Below are 18,644 nucleotides of genomic sequence, written 5' to 3' on the forward strand. Positions count from 1 at the left end.
CGTCGAGCAGTGCCGCGACCAGGGTGGGGTTCCCGTCGGTGTCCGCCGCGAAGCGCCGTGCCACCCGTCCCGCCACCGGGCGACCGAGCCGCTCGACGGCGATCTCCTGGATGTCGCCGGGCGAGAGCGCGGGCAGCCGCACGAGCTCGTTGTGCTCCGGGCGGGAGTGGGCGAAGCCCTCGAGCAGCCGCGCGGTCGGGTTCGCGAGCGATTCGGTCGACATGACGAGCAGATGCGGCCGCCGCGCATTGCGGCGCACGGCGAACAGAACGGCGTCGGCCGACTTCTGGTCGGCGAAGTGGATGTTCTCGGCGAGCAGGCAGATCGGGCCGCCCACGGCAGCGAACGCGCGCGCGAGGCTGCGGCCCACCACGGTGGGGTCGTCGGGAGACCCCGGCGCCGAGAGCGGCGTCACGACCTGTGTGCCGAAGCGCGCGAGCGACGCGTTCACGATCTCGAGGAAGGACCAGTCGGTGCGGCGCTCGCGCTCGTCGGCGACCGCTGTGACGAGTGTCCAGTCCTCGAGCAGCCGGATCGAGTCGCGCAGCAGGGCGGCTGACTGGTAACCCTCGGGACCGTAGATCAGGACGGAGCCGACGCGCGCATGCGGCTCGAGAGCGAGCGACGACACGCGCTCGACGGCGGAGCGCAGCTGCTCACGGGTGGCCGCCGTCGCCACCGCATGCGGCGTCGGGTATGCGCTCATGCCGTTCCCCCCGGGCTGAAAAACAGCGACAGTGCCCAGCGTTCGGGTTCCGGCGGCACGGTCGGCTTTCAGGGTGCCACAGAGTTGCGGCGCGAGCACCCGCCGCGCATCCCCCAATTAGGAGGTGCATGCCCGCGCCCTATCCTGGAAGGAATGGCTCACCTCCTCGGCGCCGAGTCGCTGCACCTGGAATTCCCGACCCGTGTCGTCTTCGATTCGGTGACGCTCGGACTGCAGGAGGGCGATCGCGTCGGCATCGTCGGTCGCAACGGCGACGGCAAGTCGACGCTGATGCGCCTGCTCGCGGGCCGGCTCGAGCCCGACGCCGGGCGGGTCACGCGCCGCCGTGACCTGCGGCTCGGAATGCTCGACCAGGCCGACACGCTCGACCCGGCGCTCACGGTGTCCGGGGCGATCGTGGGCGACGCCGCGCACCATGAGTGGGCGGGGGATGCCCGCACGCGCGACGTCCTCGCGGGGCTGGTCGGCGACATCGCGTGGGATGCCCGCATCGAGACCCTCTCGGGCGGTCAGCGCCGCCGTGTCGCGCTCGCGGCGCTGCTGGTCGGCGACTGGGACGTGATCTTCCTCGACGAGCCCACCAACCATCTCGACGTCGAAGGCATCGCTTGGCTCGCCGGTCATCTCAAGACGCGCTGGGCCGCAGGCGCCGGCGCCCTCGTGGTCGTCACCCACGACCGGTGGTTCCTCGACGAGGTCTGCACCGCCACGTGGGAGGTGCACGACCGCATCGTCGAGCCGTTCGAGGGCGGCTACGCGGCGTACATCCTGCAGCGTGTCGAGCGCGACCGCATGGCGGCGGCCACCGAGGCGCGCCGTCAGAACCTGGCGCGCAAGGAGCTCGCCTGGTTGCGCAGGGGAGCGCCCGCGCGCACCTCGAAGCCCAAGTTCCGCATCGACGCCGCGAACGCTCTGATCGCCGACGTGCCCGAGGTGCGCGATGCCGTGTCGCTCCAGCGGCTCGCCGTCTCGCGCCTCGGCAAGGACGTCGTCGACCTGCTCGACGTGTCGGTCGAGTTCCCGCTCGCAGCCGAGGCGTCCTCGCCTTCGCTGGTCGACTCGGCGAAGCCGCCCTCGCTGGTCGACTCGGCGAAGCCGAATGGAGACCGGCGCGCGGTCTTGCGCGACATCACCTGGCGCATCGCGCCGGGTGAGCGCAGCGGCGTGCTCGGCGTCAACGGGGCGGGCAAGTCGACCCTGCTCGGGCTGATCTCGGGCACGGTCAGCCCCACGACGGGCCGCGTGAAGCGCGGTAAGACGGTGAAGGTCGCGACCCTCACGCAGCGCCTCGACGAGCTCGACGACGTGCTCGATGAGCCGGTGCGCACGGTCATCGGCCGGCTGCGCACGAGCTATACGATCGGCGCGGGCTCGAAGGCGCAGGAGCTCACCCCCGGGCAGCTGCTCGAGCGGCTGGGCTTCTCGAGCGCGCAGCTGTCGACGCCCGTGAAGGACCTGTCGGGCGGTCAGAAGCGCCGGCTGCAGCTGCTGCTGATCCTGCTCGACGAGCCCAATGTGCTGATCCTCGACGAGCCGACGAACGACCTCGACACCGACATGCTCGCCGCCATCGAGGACCTGCTCGACTCGTGGCCGGGCACGCTCATCGTCGTCTCGCACGACCGCTATCTGCTCGAGCGGGTCACCGACCAGCAGTACGCGATCCTCGACGGCCACCTGCGTCAGCTGCCGGGCGGCGTCGACGAGTACCTGAAGGTGCGCAGGGCACAGCAGGCGGCAGATGCCTCACCTGGCACCGCCACGAGCGTCGACGCGCCACAGGGGAAGGGCGGCCCCGGCACCTCGAGCGCGGCTCTCACCGGCGCCGAGCGCCGCGCGGCCGAGAAGGAGGTCGCCTCGATCGACCGCCGCATCGGGCGGCTACAGGGCGAGATCACGGCCGCACACGACCGGCTGGCGGCGCACGACCAGTCGGACTACGTCGGCCTCGGCGAGCTCACCGAGGCGCTGCGTGCGCTCGAGACCGAGCTCGCCGGGCTTGAGACCCGCTGGCTCGAGCTCTCCGAGCAGCTCGAGGGCTGACGCCCTCAGGCGCGACAGGCCGCTGCCGGCGGCACGGCGAGCCGGCCGACGAGGTAGCTGTACCGGCCCGCCTCGGTGAAGCCGACGCGCGAGTACAGCGCGATGGCGCCGCTGTTCGACGCGAGCACCTGCAGCCAGGCATCCCTCACCCCGCGCGCAGCCCCTGCCGCGAGCAGCGCGCGCACGACATGCTCGCTGTAGCCGCGCCGGCGGTGATCGGGCAGTGTCGCCACGGTGTAGAGGCCGCCCCACCCGCCCCCGACGAGAGCGAGCCGGGCGACCGACACGAGCGCCCCATCGACCCGCAGGCCGGCGTACAGGGCCGGCACACCGGTGAGAATGCGCCGGGCGACGTCGAGCTCTGCGTCGCCGCCGCGTCCGTCCACCGCCCACCACACGGCGAGCCACTCGGCGCTCGGCTCATCGGCGAGCTCGACGGCGGCATCCGTCGACGTGTCGAGGAGCGGGGCGACGGATGCCGCGAGCACGAGCGTCTCGTCGGCGACGCGGTAGCCGCGGCCGATGAGCCGCTGCCGCACCGCACCGTCATTGCCCGACAGCTGGAACAGGGGCGGCAGGCCGCGCTCGCGGTAGGCGCTCTCGACAGCGGCGAGGGCGCTGGGTGAGGCGTCCGCCTCGCCGCCTGCGGGCCATGCCGAGTTGGCGCGCCTCGTCACGCCCTCGGCGAAGCGCACCTGCCAGGCGCTCACGCGGACGCGCTCGAGCGCGGGCCAGGCGGCGTCGGCGAGCGTGGCGAAGTCGGTCTGGGGAACGGCGGTCTCTGGCAGCGAGGAGTTCACGGAACAACTCTGTCAGGCGGGCCGCCACCGGAGCGCGCCCTACGCGCTGCGGCGCGCGTCGCCCCGTGGTTCGATCGTCGGCACCTCGCGCGTCTGATCGAACAGGTGCGACAGTTCATCGACATCGTCGCGGGCGAGCACGCGGGCGTCCTCTGAATTGTCGGCGGATGCCGCGCCCGCACGCGCCTCGGAGGAGGCCGCAGCCATCGCGCCGAGGTCGACCTCGGGAGTCGCGACCGTGACCGGCTTGGCCCAGGTGAGCCGGTACCTGCCGAGCAGCCCGCGGTGCAGCTCGGCGCCGGGCAGCAGCTCGGCCGCGGCATCCGTCACGTCTGCGAAGGAGTACGCCGGTTCGACGGGTGCGGCAGACGCGAACTCGGGCCGGTACATGCCGCGCCAGGTATAGAAGAGTTGCAGCGCGCGCGAGTAGGGCACCGACGCCCACTGCACGGCGCGATCCACCAGCGTCACCGCAGACGCCTGGCCGACGACGATGAGGGTGCCGCCCGGTTTGAGCAGCTCGCTCACCCGTGCGAGGGCGGGCAGCAGCGGCAACTCGTGCAGCACGGAGACCATCGTGATGACGTCGTAGCTCTCAGGGGTGAGGCCCCACTCTGTGCCGAACTCGGACACGGCGACGTCGGTGTTCGGCACCATGCTGAGCCGCTTGTGGGCCTGGGCGATCGCGACCGGGTCCTTGTCGATGCCGACCACGCTGCGTGAGACTTCGGCGAGGCGCAGGGCGAGCAGGCCGTCGCCGCAGCCCACGTCGAGCACGTCGCCGGCGTGCTCCGCCGCGATGCGCTGGATCCAGGGGTGGTAGGCGGCGTCGCGGTTCCACTCGCCGCCGACGTCTGTGGGCATGGCCCCCATAGTGGTCACGGTTCCGTGTTGCGGCCAGGGGACACGCCGCGGACCAGGCGAGCACTCACCGTGATAACCTCAGCGGCATGAACCGTTTCTGGTATGCGTATGAGGCTCCGGCTGAGGTGCCGGCACTCTGACGCAACCAGAACCCCACCTTCAGCCAGGCAGAGACGAAAGTTCTCTGCCATTCGTCTTTCTAGGCGTCGGGCTGAAGGCCTTCCGCCCGGGAGGAGAAGAGGAACCCATGTCGAACGATCTCGGTGCGGCCACCTTCGAGCCGCTGCCCACGCCCAACCAGCTCAAGGCAGAGTTGCCGATCACCGCCGAGGCCGCGGCGCAGATCGCCCGCCATCGCGCCGACATCGACGCGATCATGCAAGAGCAGGACGATCGCCTGCTCGTCGTCGTCGGCCCCTGCAGCGTGCACGACCCCGAGGCCGCTCTCGATTACGCGCGCCGACTGGCGCCCATCGCCGAGAAGCTCAAGGACGACATCCTCGTCGTCATGCGCGTGTACTTCGAGAAGCCGCGCTCGACGGGCGGGTGGAAGGGCCTCATCAACGACCCGCACCTCAACGGCACGCACGACATCGCGACCGGGCTGCGCGTCGCCCGCAAGCTGCTGCTCGACGTCGTCGAGCTCGGCCTGCCTGCGGGCACCGAGTTCCTCGAGCCGGTCAGCCCCTCCTACATCTCCGACCTGGTCAGCTGGGGTGCGATCGGCGCCCGCACGACCGAGAGCCAGATCCACCGCCAGATGGCGTCGGGCCTCGGCATGCCGATCGGCTTCAAGAACGCGACCGACGGCGATGTCCAGGTCGCCATCGACGGCGTGACCGTCGCCGCGCAGCAGCACACGACGTTCGGCATCGACGACGAGGGCCGCGCCGCCATCGTGACGACGCGCGGCAACGGCGCGGGTCACGTGATCCTGCGCGGTGGCCGTTTCGGCCCGAACTACGGCACGCACAACGTCATCTACTCGGCGCGCCTGCTCGCACGCGCGGGCCTGTCGCCGCGCATCATCGTCGACGCGAGCCACGCGAACAGCGGCAAGAGCCACGTCCGCCAGCTCGAGGTCGCCCACGAGCTCGCCGCGCAGATCGCCGACGGCGAGCCGATCGCGGGCGTCATGGTCGAGAGCTTCATCGAGCCGGGGGCGCAGAAGCTGACGGATGCGGGTCTCGAGGGCCTCGTCTACGGCAAGTCGATCACGGATGCCTGCATCGGGTGGGACGACACCGAGGCGCTCCTCGAGGATCTGGCCGCGGCGGCCCGCCGAGCGGCGCGCCTCGAACCCGTCGATGTGTAGGCACGCCGGGTAGCGAAGCACCTGCGCACCAGCGTACCTGCGTACCTGTGCCACCCGCGTACCTGTGCGCACCCGCGCACGTGCGCCACGCGCGCGGCGCCACGCGCTGCCCCGGCTCACTCCGGCGGCACGCGCGTTGCCCCGGCTCACCCCGGCGGCGGTGCTCCGGGCGGCGCTTCAGCTTTGGGCCTGCTGGCTGCGCGGTTGCCGGCGGGCCTCCAACCAGTGTCGCGCCCCATCGCGGCATAGCGGACTTCCGGAAGGCCGTCGATCATTCTGATGTGCCACGGCCCCGCGTCGATGTCGTGGTGGTGGAACCAGCAGAGATTGACTCCGTTGCCGACATCCGTCGCCCCGCCGTCGGCGAAGGCGACGACGTGGTGGACTTCGCACCACTGTGCGGGCACGTCGCAGCCGGGAATGAGACAGGTGCCCCCGTCTCGTACGGCGATCGCGCGGCGCTGGCGGCGCGTGAAGGCGCGCACCTCGCGCCCGAGGCGCAGCAGGTCGCCCTCGGGGGTGAAGATGACGGTCTGGATTCCGCCGGCGCAGGCGGCCTGCTCGGCTTCCTGAACGGAAACGGGCCCGGGGGTTCCCGCATAGAACGCGGTGCCGACCCCGGCCTCGAGCTCGGCGAGCGTGGTAGAGACCCACACCGTCGGGTGATCGCCGCCCATGTCGGGTGCCTCGGCCGATCGGGCTTGGGCAGCGCAGATGTCCCGGAACAGGTCGGCACGCTTCTGCCCGGCCGTACGCGCATCCTCGGGCGTCTGTTCCTCGGCGGGGGTGAACGAGACGGTCCTCTTCCCTTTCGGGTTCACGTAGGCGTCGAACAGGCTGCGGGCGACGGCGGCGTGCCCGGCCGGCAGCAACCCGGAGACGCGCGCCTGCCCGTCCACGGTCGGGCCGATGTGGAAGTAGCGCTCCGCCATCGCCGTGCGTGCCTGGTCTTCGATGGCTGCGAGCTCCAACGCGGCGGCCTTCTGCGCCGCGCGCGCCTTCACTTCATCCGCCCCCGCGGTGACCGCGAGTTCCACGAGCTCCGATTCGACGGCCGCAAGCTCGCCGGCATCCGCACGCGCAAGGTCCTTGCCGGCGGCCTTCTGCAGTTCTCCCGTGATCGCCGAGGCCGATTCTCGGCCGATGCGGCCGTCGAGTACCGCCTGCTCGACGACGGGCAATCTCTTCAGCTCCGTGGCCTGGGCCACGAGCTTCGCGGCCTCCTTCCCGGAGGTCTTCGTGATGTCTTGGATCGCGCCGGCGGCGGTCTTGAACCCCAGCCTTCTGGCGAGGGAATCCGCAGCTCCGTCGGCCGAGCGCGCGGCAACCTCGCCGGCGACAGCAAGGTCCAGGGCGTCCAGGTGTCGGTGCAGGGCGGCAAGATCTTCCGCGAACCCCACGAGCTGGCCGTCGGACAGGGTCGCGGGGTCCACCGGAAGCACGGCGCGCACGCGCGCCAGCGCATCGCACGCAGCGGACCCGACCCTCGACATGTGAACAAGTATACGACGGCACTGTGACATTAACCAGACATCAGTTCGAATATTTATTCACACAATGCGTGGCGCCCTCGACTTTTCCACAGGCGCCGGCGCCCCGCTCGGAAGTAGAGCTAGATGTATGAGGTCATGACGTTGTTGACGCGTCGTCGCTTGATTCTCGTCATAAGCACCGCGGCGGCTGCGGCGGCGGCCGCGAGCAGGGTGATGGCCGGCCAGCCGGCGGCCACGATCGTTCCGGCGATGGCGGTGCCGATCGCGCCGGCGGCGTAGTAGAGGGTGAGGTAGGCGGCGTTCAGGGCCCCGGATCGGGTGGGGTCGATGGCCACGATGCCGGCTTGGTTGGCGACTTGGGCGGCGAAGCATCCGGCGTCGAAGAGCGCGAGTGCTGCCGCGGTCGCGATGGGGTTGCCGAGGCCGAAGGCGAGTGCGAGCGCGGCACAGACGGCAACGGTGAGTCCTGTCGTCATGACGGCGCGGTTGCCGAAGCGGTCGGAGAGCCGCCCGGCGGTGCGGGTGACGACGAGTCCGAGGACCCCGGCGAGGCTGTAGAGCCCGATCGCGGCGGGGCTGAGCGTGTAGGGCGGCTCGGCGAGGCGGAGGGCGAGGCCGACCCAGACGAGGTTGAAGGCGAAGAACCAGAGCATGCCCGCGGCGGTCGCATGGCGCAGCCGCGGACGTGTGCGCAGCAGCCCGGGCAGGGCGCGCAGAGAGGCGAGGTAGCTGCCGAACGGGGGTTCCTTGACGGGTGGCAGGAGCGAGAAGGCCGCCAGTGCCGTCGCGGCCACGAACGCGGCGAAGGCCAGCAGCGCGCCGCGCCAGCCGATCCAGTCAGCCAGCACGCCGCCGGCGAAGCGGCTGAGGAGGATGCCGGCGGAGATCCCGGCGGACACAGCCCCCATGCGCGCGCCACGACGGCCGGGATCGGAGTGCTTGCCGACGACGGCGCTGGCCTGAGCCGCGACCGTCGTCAGCCCGCCGATGACGACGAAGCATCCGATGAGAACGCCGGGGCTCGGCGCCGCGGCCGCGAACGCCAGGACCCCGGCCAGGACCAGCAGCTGCACCGGAATGAGGGTGCGAGGGTTGAGCCGGTCGGCGAGCGGCACGAGGAGGGCGAGCCCGGCCAGGTAGCCGGCCATCGCCGCCGATGCGACGACCGCGACCAGCGGGACCGGCGCTCCGAAGTCGCGGGCGACCTGGGCGAGTGCGGGCTGGATGGCGTAGTCGTTGGCGATCGCGCCGCCGGCGGCGACTGCAAGCACCGCAACGGCGGCACCCGGCAGCCGCACGCCGACAGCACCCTCGGTCATGCCGAGGCCCGCACTGCCACAGCCTCGACCTCTACGAGGATCGCGTCCTCGACGAACGGCAGCGCGTGCACGAGAGAGAACGCGGGCCGGATCTCGCCGTAGGCCTCGCCGTGGGCGCGGGCGGCGTCCTCCCAGTGGTCGAAGTCCGCCACCGCGAGACGGCTCTGGACGACATCCGCCAGGGCGAAGCCGTTCTCGGCGAGGACCTTCTCGATCGTCTGAAGCGCATTGCGCGTCTGCGCGTACACGTCCTCGCCTTTCTCGGAGGTTCCGGAGATGAAGATCGCGTTCCCGATGACCACGGCGCGGGAGTACCCGACCTTCGACTCCCACGGCGACCCCGTGCTGACCAGCTTGCGCATCCGAACTCCTTCAACTACTCGGGTAGTAACTCAGGGATTCATTAACTACCCGAGTAGTTGCAGAGAAGGCAAATCGATAGAATCGGCCCATGCCCGTCGACACCGAACTCGTCGCCTCGCTCACCCGCCTCGGCTTCACCCAGTACGAAGCCCAGGCATACGCGGCCCTCGTCGGGCAGGCCGCCCTCACGGGCGCCGAGGTCGGACGCCGCGCCGGTATGCCGCCGTCAAAGGTGTACGAGACCCTCGGCCGCTTGGAAGCCCGCGGCGCCGTGCTCGTCAACCGCTCCGAACCCGTGCGCTACACCGCGATCCCGCACACCGCTCTGCTGAAAGAACTGCGCGAGCGCTTCGACGCCGACCTCGCCGCCGCAGAGGCCGCGCTCGAGCAGCTTCCCGCGCAGCAGGAGCCCGGACTCGTGTGGTCGCTCAGCGGGCGCGACGCCATCGTGCAGGCCATCGGCCGGGCCATCGAGCACGCCCGGCGCACGATCTTCGCCGGTCTGTGGGACGAGGAACTCGACACGCTCGGCCCGCTACTGGAAGCGGCATCCGCACGCGGCATCGAGACCCACGTCGCGATCTATGGCACCCGCACCCTCACCGGACCGCACAGCTATGACATGGCCGAATGCGGCGCCAGCGCGAGGCTGCGCCTCTCCGGCCGGCGCCTCGCCGTCGTCGTAGCCGACGACACCGACGCTGTCGTAGCCGAGTTCGGCGACCGCACCCCGGACCAAGCCACCCTCACCACCAACCCCGTCATCGCGCTGCTCGCCGTCGAATACGTCAAAGCCGACGTCTCCGGCCGCCTCATGATCAACGCCATGAGCCCTGCGGCCTACGCCGAACTGCTCACCACGCCCGACATGGCAGCCATCAACAGCCCCGTCACGGCTAGCAACAACTAGAGCTCGACCTCGAGCAGGGTCTCCGCGTTCACCCAGCCGATGCGCCGGTAGAACGCGACGCCCTCGTGGGTCGAGTGCAGCACGATGCGGTGGATGCCCCGCGCCCGCGCCTCGGCCGCGATCGCGTCCATCAGCGCACGGCCGATGCCCCGGCCCCGCAACGACGCATCGACGAAGACGCTCTGCACCTCTCCGCTGCGGCGGTCGAAGTCGGTCGGCACGGGAACGCGGTCGACGACGGCGAGCCACGCCATGCCCACGATCCGCCCGTCGAGCTCGGCGAGCTTGCCGATCACCCTCTCGCGATGCTCCGCGATCCAGGTGGTCATCACCGCGACGTACGCGGCTTCCTCGTCGGTGGGTGCAGAGCGCGAGCGCTCCCAGGCGAGCCGCAGTGCGACGAGCGCCGGGGCATCCTCAGGGGCGGCGTTGCGAATGCGCACGTCGCCGTCGCGGCCGCTCATGGCTCGTCGACATCGACGGTCAGCTTGCGCAGCAGCGTGCTCAACCGGTTCTGGTCATGGGCGCTGAGGCTCTTGAGGATGCCCGCTTCGGCGTCGACCAGCCGGGTGATGGCCGCGTCGACATGGGTCAGCCCCTGCCGGGTCATCCGCACCAGGACGCCGCGCCCGTCGGCGGGGTCGGAGAGCCGCTCCACGAAGCCGCGCTGCACGAGCCGGTCGATGCGGTTCGTCATCGTTCCCGATGAGACCAGCGTCTGCTGCAGCAGCGCTTTCGGTGACAGCTGATACGGCGCTCCGGCGCGGCGCAGCGCGGCCAGCACGTCGAACTCCCACGACTGCAGGCTCGAGCGGGTGAAGGCCGCCCGCCGCGCCGACTCGAGGTGGCGCGACAGGCGGTCCACGCGTGAGAGCACCTGCAGGGGGGCGAAGTCGAGGTCGGGTCGCTCGCGCAGCCACGCGCCGACGATGCTGTCGACTTCGTCCTGGGGTGCGGCCATGCGGTCAGCCTACCGAGCAGAGCAATGCCAGACTGGTAACCGATCCGCGATGGTGTAACGGCAGCACGACGGCCTTTGGAGCCGTTAAGTCCTGGTTCGAATCCAGGTCGCGGAGCGCACCGCCCGCCCGCCTGCCTAACGCGCGCGCACCGCCGAGACGAACCGGGTCACGTTGAAGCGCAGCGTCTCGATGCGCTCCTGCCGCGCCGCCTCGACGTCGAATCCGACGTAGGCGAGCGGCGGCCTCTTTCGCACGTTGGCCGAGCACTCGAACCCGGCGCACACGAGCGTGCCGACGGTGTCGCCGTTGCGACCCGCCTGCCCGGCGCGCTTCGCGCTGAAGAACACGACCTCGTTCGGAAGGTGGACATCTTCGCACCACGCGCACTGCGGGCGGGTGCGGGTGCGGCCGTTGCCGGTGCGCAGCATCACCCCGACCGGCTCGTCGTCGACCCAGGCGACGACGTAGCCGACGTTGTCGATCTTGCGGTCGCGCCAGCCGAGATAGTCGAGTTCGTCCCACCGGACGTCGTCGAGGCTGGGGATGCTGATGGAGTTGCGCTCCCGAAGGGAGGTGTTGACGAAGGACTGCTTGAGCTGCTGCTCGGTGAGCGGTTGCATGAGTGAAAAAACCTGTCGTGTCGGCATTGTCGTGAGGCGCACGGTGGCGCACTCCGTCGAGAAAGGGCCCGGCGCGGGAAGCGCCAGTGGTCGAAAGCAGACGGGGACGGGCCTATCTCGAGCCGGCGACAGCGCCGACGACCTCCAGACGCCTGATGATCAGGCTGTTCGCGTCGAGGTCGGACATGCCCTCAACGGTAGTCGACGAGGTGCGTCGGTGCACGCGAGCAGTCGCACGTGGGGAGCTCTCTCAGCTCGACACCGAGTCGGTCCGCGGGCGTCAGCTCGCGGGCTCGAGTGCGGCGTCGGGTGCGAGCGGCGTGCGACGCACTCCCTCCGCGCGCACCGTGATCGGCGCGCTCTGCGCGCGGCGGTCGGTGGTCGGCATCCAGACGCGGCCGGCGGCGACGAGGATCAGCAGGCCGTGGATGTCTCCGACGGCGGCGAACGCAGTCCCCGGCGGATTCCCATAGGGCGGCACGCCGCGGCCGCGAAGCCGCTCGACGGCCTCGGGCACGTCAGGCACGGCGATGCCGACCTCGCTGATGCACAGCAGACCACGCGGGCCGAACGGCGCGGGCATCCTCTTGTCGAGATCGCGCCGTTCGATGAGCTCGAGCACCTGGCCGTCGGGCCCGTCGAAGTAGACCGAGTGGCCGTTCCAGGCGGGGCTGGTCTCGAACTCGTCGGCGCCGGCCTTGTCGCGCAGCAGCGCCGCCCTCGGCGCGATCCACGCTTTCGCGTCAGCGAACGAGCCGGTCGGGATCGTGATGGCGAGGTGCTGGGAGCCGGCGTAGTCGCCCTGCTCGAACAGGAGGCGCGACGTCCCGATCTCGACCGTGAGGCGGGCGCCCGAGCGCGTGGCGGGCACCTCGAGACGGTCGCGGTAGAAGCGCTCGGTCGCATCAAGGTCTCTGGTGGGCAGAACGACGTCGGTGATTCGCATGACTCGATCAGACAACCTCAAGTCGACTTGAGGTCAAGTACTCATGGCGAGAAACTCGTGACGTGCCCCACATCGCCCCGAACGAGCTGCTCCGCATCGGCGAGGTGGCGCGACGCGCCGGCGTGAGCGTGCCCACGATCCGCTACTACGAAGAGCGCGGCCTCATCGACGCCGTGCGCACGGCGGGCGGTCGCCGCGCCTTTCCACGGCACACGCTGCGCCGGCTGGCGGTCGTCGCCGCCGGGCAGCGCGTGGGCCTCAGCCTGCAGCAGATCGCCGACGCGCTCGACGAGCTGCCGCGCGACCGCGCGCCCACCCAGCGGGAGTGGACGCGCATGTCGCGGCACTGGGCGACCCTGGTCGAGCGGCGCATCGAGGTGCTGCAGCGGCTCGCGTCCGATCTCGACGGATGCATCGGGTGCGGCTGCCTCTCGCTCGGGAAGTGCACCCTCTTCAACCCGGGCGACGAGGCCGCCGGGGAAGGCGCCGGCTCGCGCTGGCTGCGTCGGGCGGAGCAGGCGGATGCCGAGCGCGGCGCCTCGGTCACGATCGACGGCGGCCTGATTCAAACGATGTAACCTCCACCGCGCTCATGGCACGTGCCTGCAAGAATCGACGCATGACCGATCAGCAGCGCATGAACGTCGAGTCGTTCAACCTCGACCACCGCACCGTGAAGGCGCCGTACGTGCGCCTCGCCGACCGCAAGGTCCTTCCGAAGGGCGATGTCATCGTCAAGTACGACGTGCGCTTCGCCCAGCCGAACGTGGGCCATCTCGAGATGAAGACGGTGCACTCGGTCGAGCACCTCTTCGCCGAGAAGAGCCGCAACCACAGCAAGGACGTCATCGACTTCTCGCCGATGGGCTGCCAGACGGGCTTCTACCTGATCCTCCAGGGCGAGCCGGCCTACGACGATGTGCTCACCCTCATCGAGCAGACCCTCACCGACATCACGACCGCCACCGAGGTGCCCGCCGCCAACGAGGTGCAGTGCGGCTGGGGCGCGAACCACTCGCTCGAGGGCGCTCAGCAGGCGGCACGCGAGTTCCTCGCCAAGCGCGACGAGTGGAGCCAGGTCGAAGCATGACGGATGCCCAGGCTCCGGCATCCGTCGTCATCGTCGCGATGGAGGAAGAGGCCGCGCCCTTCCTCGACCGCGCCGACCGCGTGACAGAGGTCGCGACGAATGCGCACGCGGTGCGCCGCGACCTCGAGCTCGGCGGTGAGCGGCTCGTGCTGCTGCGCGCCGGCATCGGCTTCGTGAACGCCACCGCGGCCGCGGCCTACGCGTTCTACACGCTCGGCGCCGACGCGCCCGTCATCAGCGCCGGCACCGCGGGCGGTCTTGCGGCGGGCGTCGAGGTCGGGAACGTCATCGTCGGGTCGCGCTATGTGAACCTGAACGCGGATGCCCGAGCATTCGGCTACGTGCTCGGCCAGGTTCCCGGCATGCCGGCCGACTACGCCCCCGACGAGGCCCTCGCCGAGCGGGCGCTCGCAGTGCACGCCGGCGAGATCGCCGTGCAGTCGGGGGCGATCGGCTCGGGCGAGGCCTTCGTCATCGCCGACCGTGCGCTGCGCCTGCGTGAGGACTTCCCCGACGTCGTGGCGGTCGACATGGAGACCGCGGCGATTGCGCAGTTCGCCCACACCCACGGGCAGCGCTTCGTGTCGATCCGTGCCATCAGCGACCTCTGCGCGCCCGACGGCACCGAGTTCCTCACCCATGTCGACGACGCGGCCGCCCGCTCGGCCGAGGTGGTGCTTGCAGCCATAATGGCTCTGTGACCGACAGCCGCCTCGCCATCGTCGTCCTGGCAGCCGGGCAGGGAACGCGGATGAAGTCCGCGACCCCGAAGGTGCTCCACGAACTCGCCGGCGTCCCGTTGCTGGGGCACGTGCTCAACTCGGCGCAGGCGCTCGACGCGGCGCACCTGCTCGTCGTCGTGCGGCACGAGCGCGACCGCGTCGCGGCGGCGGTCGCCGAGCTCGCGGCATCCGCCCGCCTCATCGACCAGGACGAGGTGCCCGGCACCGGCCGTGCCGTCGAGCTCGCGGTGGCGGCGCTGCCCGACGACTTCGACGGCGATGTGCTGATCCTCTCGGGCGATGTGCCCCTGCTCGACGCAGACACCCTGCGGGCGCTGGTCGAGGCGCACCGGCAGGCCTCCGACAGCGGCACACTGCTGTCGACCGTCGTGCCGGACCCGACGGGGTACGGCCGCATCGTGCGCGATGCGGACGGGGCGCTCGCGCGCATCGTCGAGCACAAGGACGCGAGCAGGGTCGAGCGCGCCATCGACGAGATCAACGCGGGTGTCTACGTCTTCGGCGTGGCCGCGCTGCGCGACAAGCTCGCGCACCTGACCACCGCGAACGCCCAGGGCGAGAAGTACCTCACCGACGTCATCGCGGCCCTGCGCGCCGCCGGCATGGACGTCGCGGCGGTGCCCACTCCCGACAGCTGGAAGGTCGAGGGCATCAACGACCGCGCCCAGCTGTCCGAGGCGGCGGCGCAGCTCAATGCGCTCATCGTGCGCGGCTGGCAGCTCGCGGGCGTCACCGTGCAGGACCCGGCGACCACCTGGATCGACCTCGCCGTGAAGCTCGAGCCCGACGTCACGATCCTGCCGGGCACGCAGCTCAAGGGCGCGACCGTGGTCGCCGAGGGCGCCGTGGTCGGCCCCGACACGACGCTGGTCGACACCGAGGTGGGCGCGCGAGCGCGCGTGCGGCGAGTGGATGCCACGCTCGCCGTCATCGGAGAGGGCGCAGACGTCGGCCCGTTCTCCTACCTGCGCCCGGGCACCGTGATCGGCGCCGACGGCAAGGTCGGCGCCTTCGTCGAGGTGAAGAACTCGAAGATCGGCCAGGGCGCCAAGGTGCCGCACCTCAGCTACATCGGCGACGCCGAGATCGGGGCGGGCGCGAACATCGGCGCGGGCGGCATCACGGCCAACTACGACGGCGAGAAGAAGCACCGCACCGAGATCGGGGCGGGAGTCAAGACGGGCGCGCACAACGTCTTCGTTGCGCCCGTTAGAATCGGAGCCGGAGCCTACACGGGCGCCGGGACGACGATTCGCAGAGACGTTCCGGCGGGCGCGCTCGCGTTGAATGTCTCTCCCCAGCGAAACCGCGAGGGTTGGGTTCACTCCAACCGCCCGGGAAGCGCGGCCGATCAGGCCGCGAGCGAAGCGCAGGCCTCTGCGGGGGCCGAGCCGCACGACGAGGAAGGGCGGGGCCGGTGACGGAATCCGTGACGCAGTGGGGCATCAAGTCGGACGCACGCCGCCGGCTGGTGCTGGTCTCGGGCCGGGCGCACCCCGAGCTCGCGCGCGACGTGGCCGACGAGCTCGGCATCGAGCTGCTGCCCACCGACATCCGCACCTTCGCAGGCAGCGAGATCTACACGCGCTTCGATGAGAGCGTGCGCGGTGCCGACATCTTCGTGCTGCAGTCTCACACGCGGCCGATCAACGAGTGGCTCATGGAGCAGCTCATCATGGTCGACGCCGCCAAGCGGGCATCCGCGAAGCGCATCACCGTCGTTGCGCCGTACTACCCCTATGCCCGGCAGGACAAGAAGGGCCGCGGCCGCGAGCCGATCTCGGCCCGTCTCGTCGCCGACATGTTCAAGGTCGCCGGTGCCGACCGCATCATGTCGGTCGACCTGCACGCGGCGCAGATCCAGGGCTTCTTCGACGGCCCCGTCGACCACCTGTTCGCGATGCCCGTTCTGCTCGAGCACTTCAAGCAGTCGCTCGACCCCGAGACGCTCACGGTCGTCTCGCCCGACATGGGGCGCGTCAAGGTGGCGGATGCCTGGAGCGACAAGCTCGGCGTCCCCCTCGCGATCATCCACAAGCGCCGCGACCCGAAGGTCCACAACGACGTCACGGTGCACGAGATCGTCGGCGATGTGCGCGGCCGCGTGTGCCTGCTCGTCGACGACCTGATCGACACCGGCCGAACCATCGTGAAGGCCGCAGAGGCGTTGAAGGAGAACGGCGCCATCGGCGTGGTCGTCGCCTCGACCCACGCGGTGTTCTCGGACCCGGCCGTCGAGATCCTGCAGAGCGAGTTCATCGACCAGGTCGTCGTCACCGACACGCTGCCGCTGCCGGCCGAGAAGCGGTGGGACCGTCTCACGGTGCTGTCGATCGCGCCGCTGCTCGCGCGGGCGATCCACGAGGTGTTCGACGACGGCTCGGTGACGAGCATGTTCGATGGTGCGGCATAGCCCGCTGACACACTCGGCGAAGCCGGTTCCGCTGGTCGACTCGGCGAAGCCGAATGGAGACCAGCGCCGCTCGCTGGCGCTCCGCTGCGCCTACTTCGACGCGGGCGTCTGCCGCTCGTGCTCGCTGCTCGACGTCGCGTACGACGCACAGCTGGCGGCAAAGCAGGCGCGCGCCCGTGAGCTGATCGACGGCTTCGGACGCATCGAGTGGCGCGCGTCCGTCGCGAGCGAGCCGGGCGGCTTCCGTACCAAGGCGAAGCTCGTGATCGGCGGCACGTGGGATGCCCCGACCCTCGGCATCCTCGACGGTGAGCAGCACGGCGTCGATCTCGAGGGCTGCCCCATCGTGGCGCCGGCGATCCGCGAGGTCCTGCCCGCGTTCTCGGCGTTCATCACCACGGCGAGGCTCGTGCCCTACGACATCCCAGCGCGGCGCGGCGAACTGAAGTACCTGCTCATCACCACGAACTCGCGCGGCGAGCTGATGGTGCGCTTCGTGCTGCGCTCGACGGAATCGATCGCGCGGATCCGCAAGCACCTCCCGGCGCTGCAGGCGCAGCTGCCGCAGCTGCGCGTCGCGACCGTGAACCTGCTGCCCGAGCACAAGGCGGTGCTCGAGGGGGACGAGGAGCGCGCTCTCACCGATGAGAGCGCGCTCGAGCTTCCCTTCGACGGCGTCACCCTCAACCTGCTGCCGCGCAGCTTCGTGCAGACCAATCACGGCATCGCGGCGCAGCTCTACGCGACGGGCGCCGCGTGGGCCGCCGAGCTGGCCCCGTCCTCCGCCTGGGACCTGTACTGCGGCGTCGGCGGCTTCGCGCTCCACCTCGCCCGCGCTCTCGCCTCCCGCTGGTCGAGTAGCGAGCGCCCGACTTCCCGCTGGTCGAGTAGCGAGCGCCCGACTTCCCGCTGGTCGAGTAGCGAGCGCAGCGAGCGTATCGAGACCCCTTCCTTCCGCGTCACCGGCGTCGAGATCAGCGAAGACGCGGTCGCGTCGGCCGCCATGGCTGCGGCATCCGCCCGCATCGACGCGACGTTCATCGCGGCGGATGCCACCCAGTGGGCGCAGCAGCAGGAATCCGCGCCCGATCTCGTCGTCGTGAACCCGCCCAGGCGCGGAATCGGCCCCGAGCTCGCCGCGTGGCTCGAGAGCAGCGGCGTCGCGCACGTGCTCTACTCGAGCTGCAACGCGGAATCCCTCGCGCGCGACCTGGCCGAGATGCCCTCGTTGCGCCCCGTGCGCGCACAGGTCTTCGACATGTTCCCGCACACCGCCCACTTCGAGACGCTGGTTCTGCTGCGGCGCGGCTGAGAGGCTGGTGCGATGAGCGTTCCCGCAGACTGGCTCGAGTTCCGCCGCTCCGACCGTGAGCTCGTCGGCTGGCTGCGCCCCGACGGCGAGGGCTGGATGCCCGTCGACCTGCTGGGCCGCGACGCCGCACCGGCCGCCCTCGACCTCGACCGCGCGGAGGGCGTGCTCGACGAGCTCGGCATCGGATTCCTCGCCGAGCGCTGGTCGCTCGAGCGCGACGGCGTCGCGGTGCCCGTGCGGCTCTCCGAGGTGTCGGTCGACGCGATCGTCGTGGTGGACGACGCATACGGCTCCGCCGCCGTGGTGGCCCCTGGGCGCCGGCGCGCTACGTGGACCCTGCCGTGGCCGGCGCCGGCCACGCTGCGCCGTCGCTGATGCCGCAGCGGACCCGCTAACGTCGAGTCCATGCCCGCCCCCGCCCGACGGATCCTCCGCCTCGCGCTCGTCATCCTCATCGTGGGGCTGCTCGTCGGGGTCATGGCGGGCCTCGTCACGCTCTTCTTCCGCGGCGTCGAGACGCTGGCGTTCGGCTTCTGGGAGGACCCGAGCCGCCCCGGCGCCGTCGCGGCGCCCGTGTGGCGCCGCTTCGTCTCGGTGATCGTCGCGTGCTGCATCGCGGCCGTGGTCTGGTGGCTGCTGCGCACCCGCGCGCGCGCGGTGCCGAGTGTGCAGAAGGCGGTGGGCGGCGCTGAGATGCCCTGGTGGCAGACGATCGTGCACGCGG

20 protein-coding genes, 1 tRNA gene and 1 pseudogene are annotated in these 18,644 nt (G+C 70.8%); 12 read left to right on the forward strand and 10 right to left on the reverse strand.

The window, feature by feature from the left end:
* Nucleotides 1-706 (reverse strand): hypothetical protein (locus tag ACM2XV_RS04495; RefSeq protein ID WP_487026101.1); only part of this gene is annotated, 706 nt, incomplete at its 3' end.
* A gap of 153 nt (nucleotides 707-859) precedes the next feature.
* On the opposite strand from ACM2XV_RS04495, the gene ACM2XV_RS04500 reads away from it, so the two are divergent.
* On the forward strand, nucleotides 860-2,770 hold the full coding sequence (locus tag ACM2XV_RS04500; protein ID WP_487026102.1) for an ABC-F family ATP-binding cassette domain-containing protein: 1,911 nt from the start codon (nucleotides 860-862) through the stop codon (nucleotides 2,768-2,770).
* Nucleotides 2,771-2,775: 5 nt separating this feature from the next.
* On the opposite strand, the gene ACM2XV_RS04505 is transcribed toward ACM2XV_RS04500, so the two are convergent.
* Together ACM2XV_RS04505 and ACM2XV_RS04510 are read right to left on the reverse strand one after the other, a co-directional pair.
* Complete coding sequence (locus tag ACM2XV_RS04505; RefSeq protein ID WP_487026103.1) at nucleotides 2,776-3,570, reverse strand: GNAT family N-acetyltransferase; 795 nt, start codon at nucleotides 3,568-3,570, stop codon at nucleotides 2,776-2,778.
* A gap of 39 nt (nucleotides 3,571-3,609) precedes the next feature.
* Nucleotides 3,610-4,434, reverse strand: coding sequence for a class I SAM-dependent methyltransferase (locus ACM2XV_RS04510; protein WP_487026104.1), 825 nt, complete (start codon nucleotides 4,432-4,434; stop codon nucleotides 3,610-3,612).
* A 247-nt stretch (nucleotides 4,435-4,681) separates the two neighbouring features.
* On the opposite strand from ACM2XV_RS04510, the gene ACM2XV_RS04515 reads away from it, so the two are divergent.
* Nucleotides 4,682-5,749, forward strand: coding sequence for a 3-deoxy-7-phosphoheptulonate synthase (locus ACM2XV_RS04515; RefSeq protein WP_344773758.1), 1,068 nt, complete (start codon nucleotides 4,682-4,684; stop codon nucleotides 5,747-5,749).
* A gap of 146 nt (nucleotides 5,750-5,895) precedes the next feature.
* Here ACM2XV_RS04515 and ACM2XV_RS04520 read toward each other — a convergent pair whose 3' ends face one another.
* The 3 genes from ACM2XV_RS04520 to ACM2XV_RS04530 form a co-directional block, all read right to left on the reverse strand.
* Nucleotides 5,896-7,242 carry an HNH endonuclease signature motif containing protein gene (locus tag ACM2XV_RS04520; RefSeq protein WP_487026105.1) on the reverse strand — a complete coding sequence of 449 codons (1,347 nt, stop codon included), beginning with the start codon at nucleotides 7,240-7,242 and terminating at the stop codon, nucleotides 5,896-5,898.
* A 119-nt stretch (nucleotides 7,243-7,361) separates the two neighbouring features.
* Nucleotides 7,362-8,561 carry an MFS transporter gene (locus ACM2XV_RS04525; protein WP_487026106.1) on the reverse strand — a complete coding sequence of 400 codons (1,200 nt, stop codon included), beginning with the start codon at nucleotides 8,559-8,561 and terminating at the stop codon, nucleotides 7,362-7,364.
* Nucleotides 8,558-8,923: a RidA family protein gene (locus ACM2XV_RS04530; protein WP_487026107.1), complete on the reverse strand. Its 366-nt coding sequence runs from the start codon at nucleotides 8,921-8,923 to the stop codon at nucleotides 8,558-8,560. Before ACM2XV_RS04530 ends, ACM2XV_RS04525 begins: the two co-directional genes overlap by 4 nt.
* Before the next feature lie 89 nt (nucleotides 8,924-9,012).
* Here ACM2XV_RS04530 and ACM2XV_RS04535 point away from each other — a divergent pair, with 89 nt between their 5' ends.
* On the forward strand, nucleotides 9,013-9,834 hold the full coding sequence (locus ACM2XV_RS04535) for a TrmB family transcriptional regulator (RefSeq protein WP_487026108.1): 822 nt from the start codon (nucleotides 9,013-9,015) through the stop codon (nucleotides 9,832-9,834).
* On the opposite strand, the gene ACM2XV_RS04540 is transcribed toward ACM2XV_RS04535, so the two are convergent.
* Nucleotides 9,831-10,298 carry a GNAT family N-acetyltransferase gene (locus ACM2XV_RS04540; protein ID WP_487026109.1) on the reverse strand — a complete coding sequence of 156 codons (468 nt, stop codon included), beginning with the start codon at nucleotides 10,296-10,298 and terminating at the stop codon, nucleotides 9,831-9,833. The two genes, ACM2XV_RS04535 and ACM2XV_RS04540, sit on opposite strands and share 4 nt — an antisense overlap.
* Nucleotides 10,295-10,795: a MarR family winged helix-turn-helix transcriptional regulator gene (locus ACM2XV_RS04545; RefSeq protein WP_344773770.1), complete on the reverse strand. Its 501-nt coding sequence runs from the start codon at nucleotides 10,793-10,795 to the stop codon at nucleotides 10,295-10,297. Before ACM2XV_RS04545 ends, ACM2XV_RS04540 begins: the two co-directional genes overlap by 4 nt.
* A 43-nt stretch (nucleotides 10,796-10,838) precedes the next feature.
* On the opposite strand from ACM2XV_RS04545, the gene ACM2XV_RS04550 reads away from it, so the two are divergent.
* Nucleotides 10,839-10,910 (forward strand) — tRNA-Gln (locus ACM2XV_RS04550).
* Between the two features lie 20 nt (nucleotides 10,911-10,930).
* Here ACM2XV_RS04550 and ACM2XV_RS04555 read toward each other — a convergent pair.
* Nucleotides 10,931-11,416: an FBP domain-containing protein gene (locus ACM2XV_RS04555; protein ID WP_487026110.1), complete on the reverse strand. Its 486-nt coding sequence runs from the start codon at nucleotides 11,414-11,416 to the stop codon at nucleotides 10,931-10,933.
* 280 nt (nucleotides 11,417-11,696) lie between these two features.
* The gene (locus tag ACM2XV_RS04560) at nucleotides 11,697-12,362 is read right to left on the reverse strand and encodes a hypothetical protein (protein ID WP_487026111.1); all 666 of its coding nucleotides are present in this window, start codon (nucleotides 12,360-12,362) and stop codon (nucleotides 11,697-11,699) included.
* 62 nt (nucleotides 12,363-12,424) lie between these two features.
* Here ACM2XV_RS04560 and soxR point away from each other — a divergent pair, with 62 nt between their 5' ends.
* The 8 genes and pseudogenes from soxR to ACM2XV_RS04600 form a co-directional block, all read left to right on the forward strand.
* A complete protein-coding gene (gene soxR, locus ACM2XV_RS04565; RefSeq protein ID WP_487026112.1) occupies nucleotides 12,425-12,940 on the forward strand; it encodes a redox-sensitive transcriptional activator SoxR in 516 nt (171 codons plus the stop codon).
* 41 nt (nucleotides 12,941-12,981) lie between these two features.
* Entirely contained in the window at nucleotides 12,982-13,452 is a 471-nt protein-coding gene (locus ACM2XV_RS04570; protein WP_344773778.1) for an S-ribosylhomocysteine lyase, read from the forward strand.
* Nucleotides 13,449-14,153, forward strand: a complete 705-nt coding sequence (mtnN, locus tag ACM2XV_RS04575) for a 5'-methylthioadenosine/S-adenosylhomocysteine nucleosidase (protein WP_487026113.1) — start codon at nucleotides 13,449-13,451, stop codon at nucleotides 14,151-14,153. The genes ACM2XV_RS04570 and mtnN overlap by 4 nt, the downstream gene beginning before the upstream one ends.
* The gene (glmU, locus tag ACM2XV_RS04580; protein ID WP_487026114.1) at nucleotides 14,150-15,616 is read left to right on the forward strand and encodes a bifunctional UDP-N-acetylglucosamine diphosphorylase/glucosamine-1-phosphate N-acetyltransferase GlmU; all 1,467 of its coding nucleotides are present in this window, start codon (nucleotides 14,150-14,152) and stop codon (nucleotides 15,614-15,616) included. The genes mtnN and glmU overlap by 4 nt, the downstream gene beginning before the upstream one ends.
* Nucleotides 15,613-16,608: a ribose-phosphate diphosphokinase gene (locus tag ACM2XV_RS04585; RefSeq protein WP_344773784.1), complete on the forward strand. Its 996-nt coding sequence runs from the start codon at nucleotides 15,613-15,615 to the stop codon at nucleotides 16,606-16,608. Before glmU ends, ACM2XV_RS04585 begins: the two co-directional genes overlap by 4 nt.
* Entirely contained in the window at nucleotides 16,595-17,920 is a 1,326-nt protein-coding gene (locus tag ACM2XV_RS04590) for a methyltransferase domain-containing protein (protein ID WP_487026115.1), read from the forward strand. Before ACM2XV_RS04585 ends, ACM2XV_RS04590 begins: the two co-directional genes overlap by 14 nt.
* A gap of 12 nt (nucleotides 17,921-17,932) precedes the next feature.
* On the forward strand, nucleotides 17,933-18,295 hold the full coding sequence (locus ACM2XV_RS04595) for a hypothetical protein (RefSeq protein WP_344773788.1): 363 nt from the start codon (nucleotides 17,933-17,935) through the stop codon (nucleotides 18,293-18,295).
* 30 nt (nucleotides 18,296-18,325) lie between these two features.
* Nucleotides 18,326-18,644, forward strand: a pseudogene (locus tag ACM2XV_RS04600) (hypothetical protein); the annotation flags it as partial.

The organism is Gryllotalpicola sp. CP2-P1, from assembly GCF_057512245.1.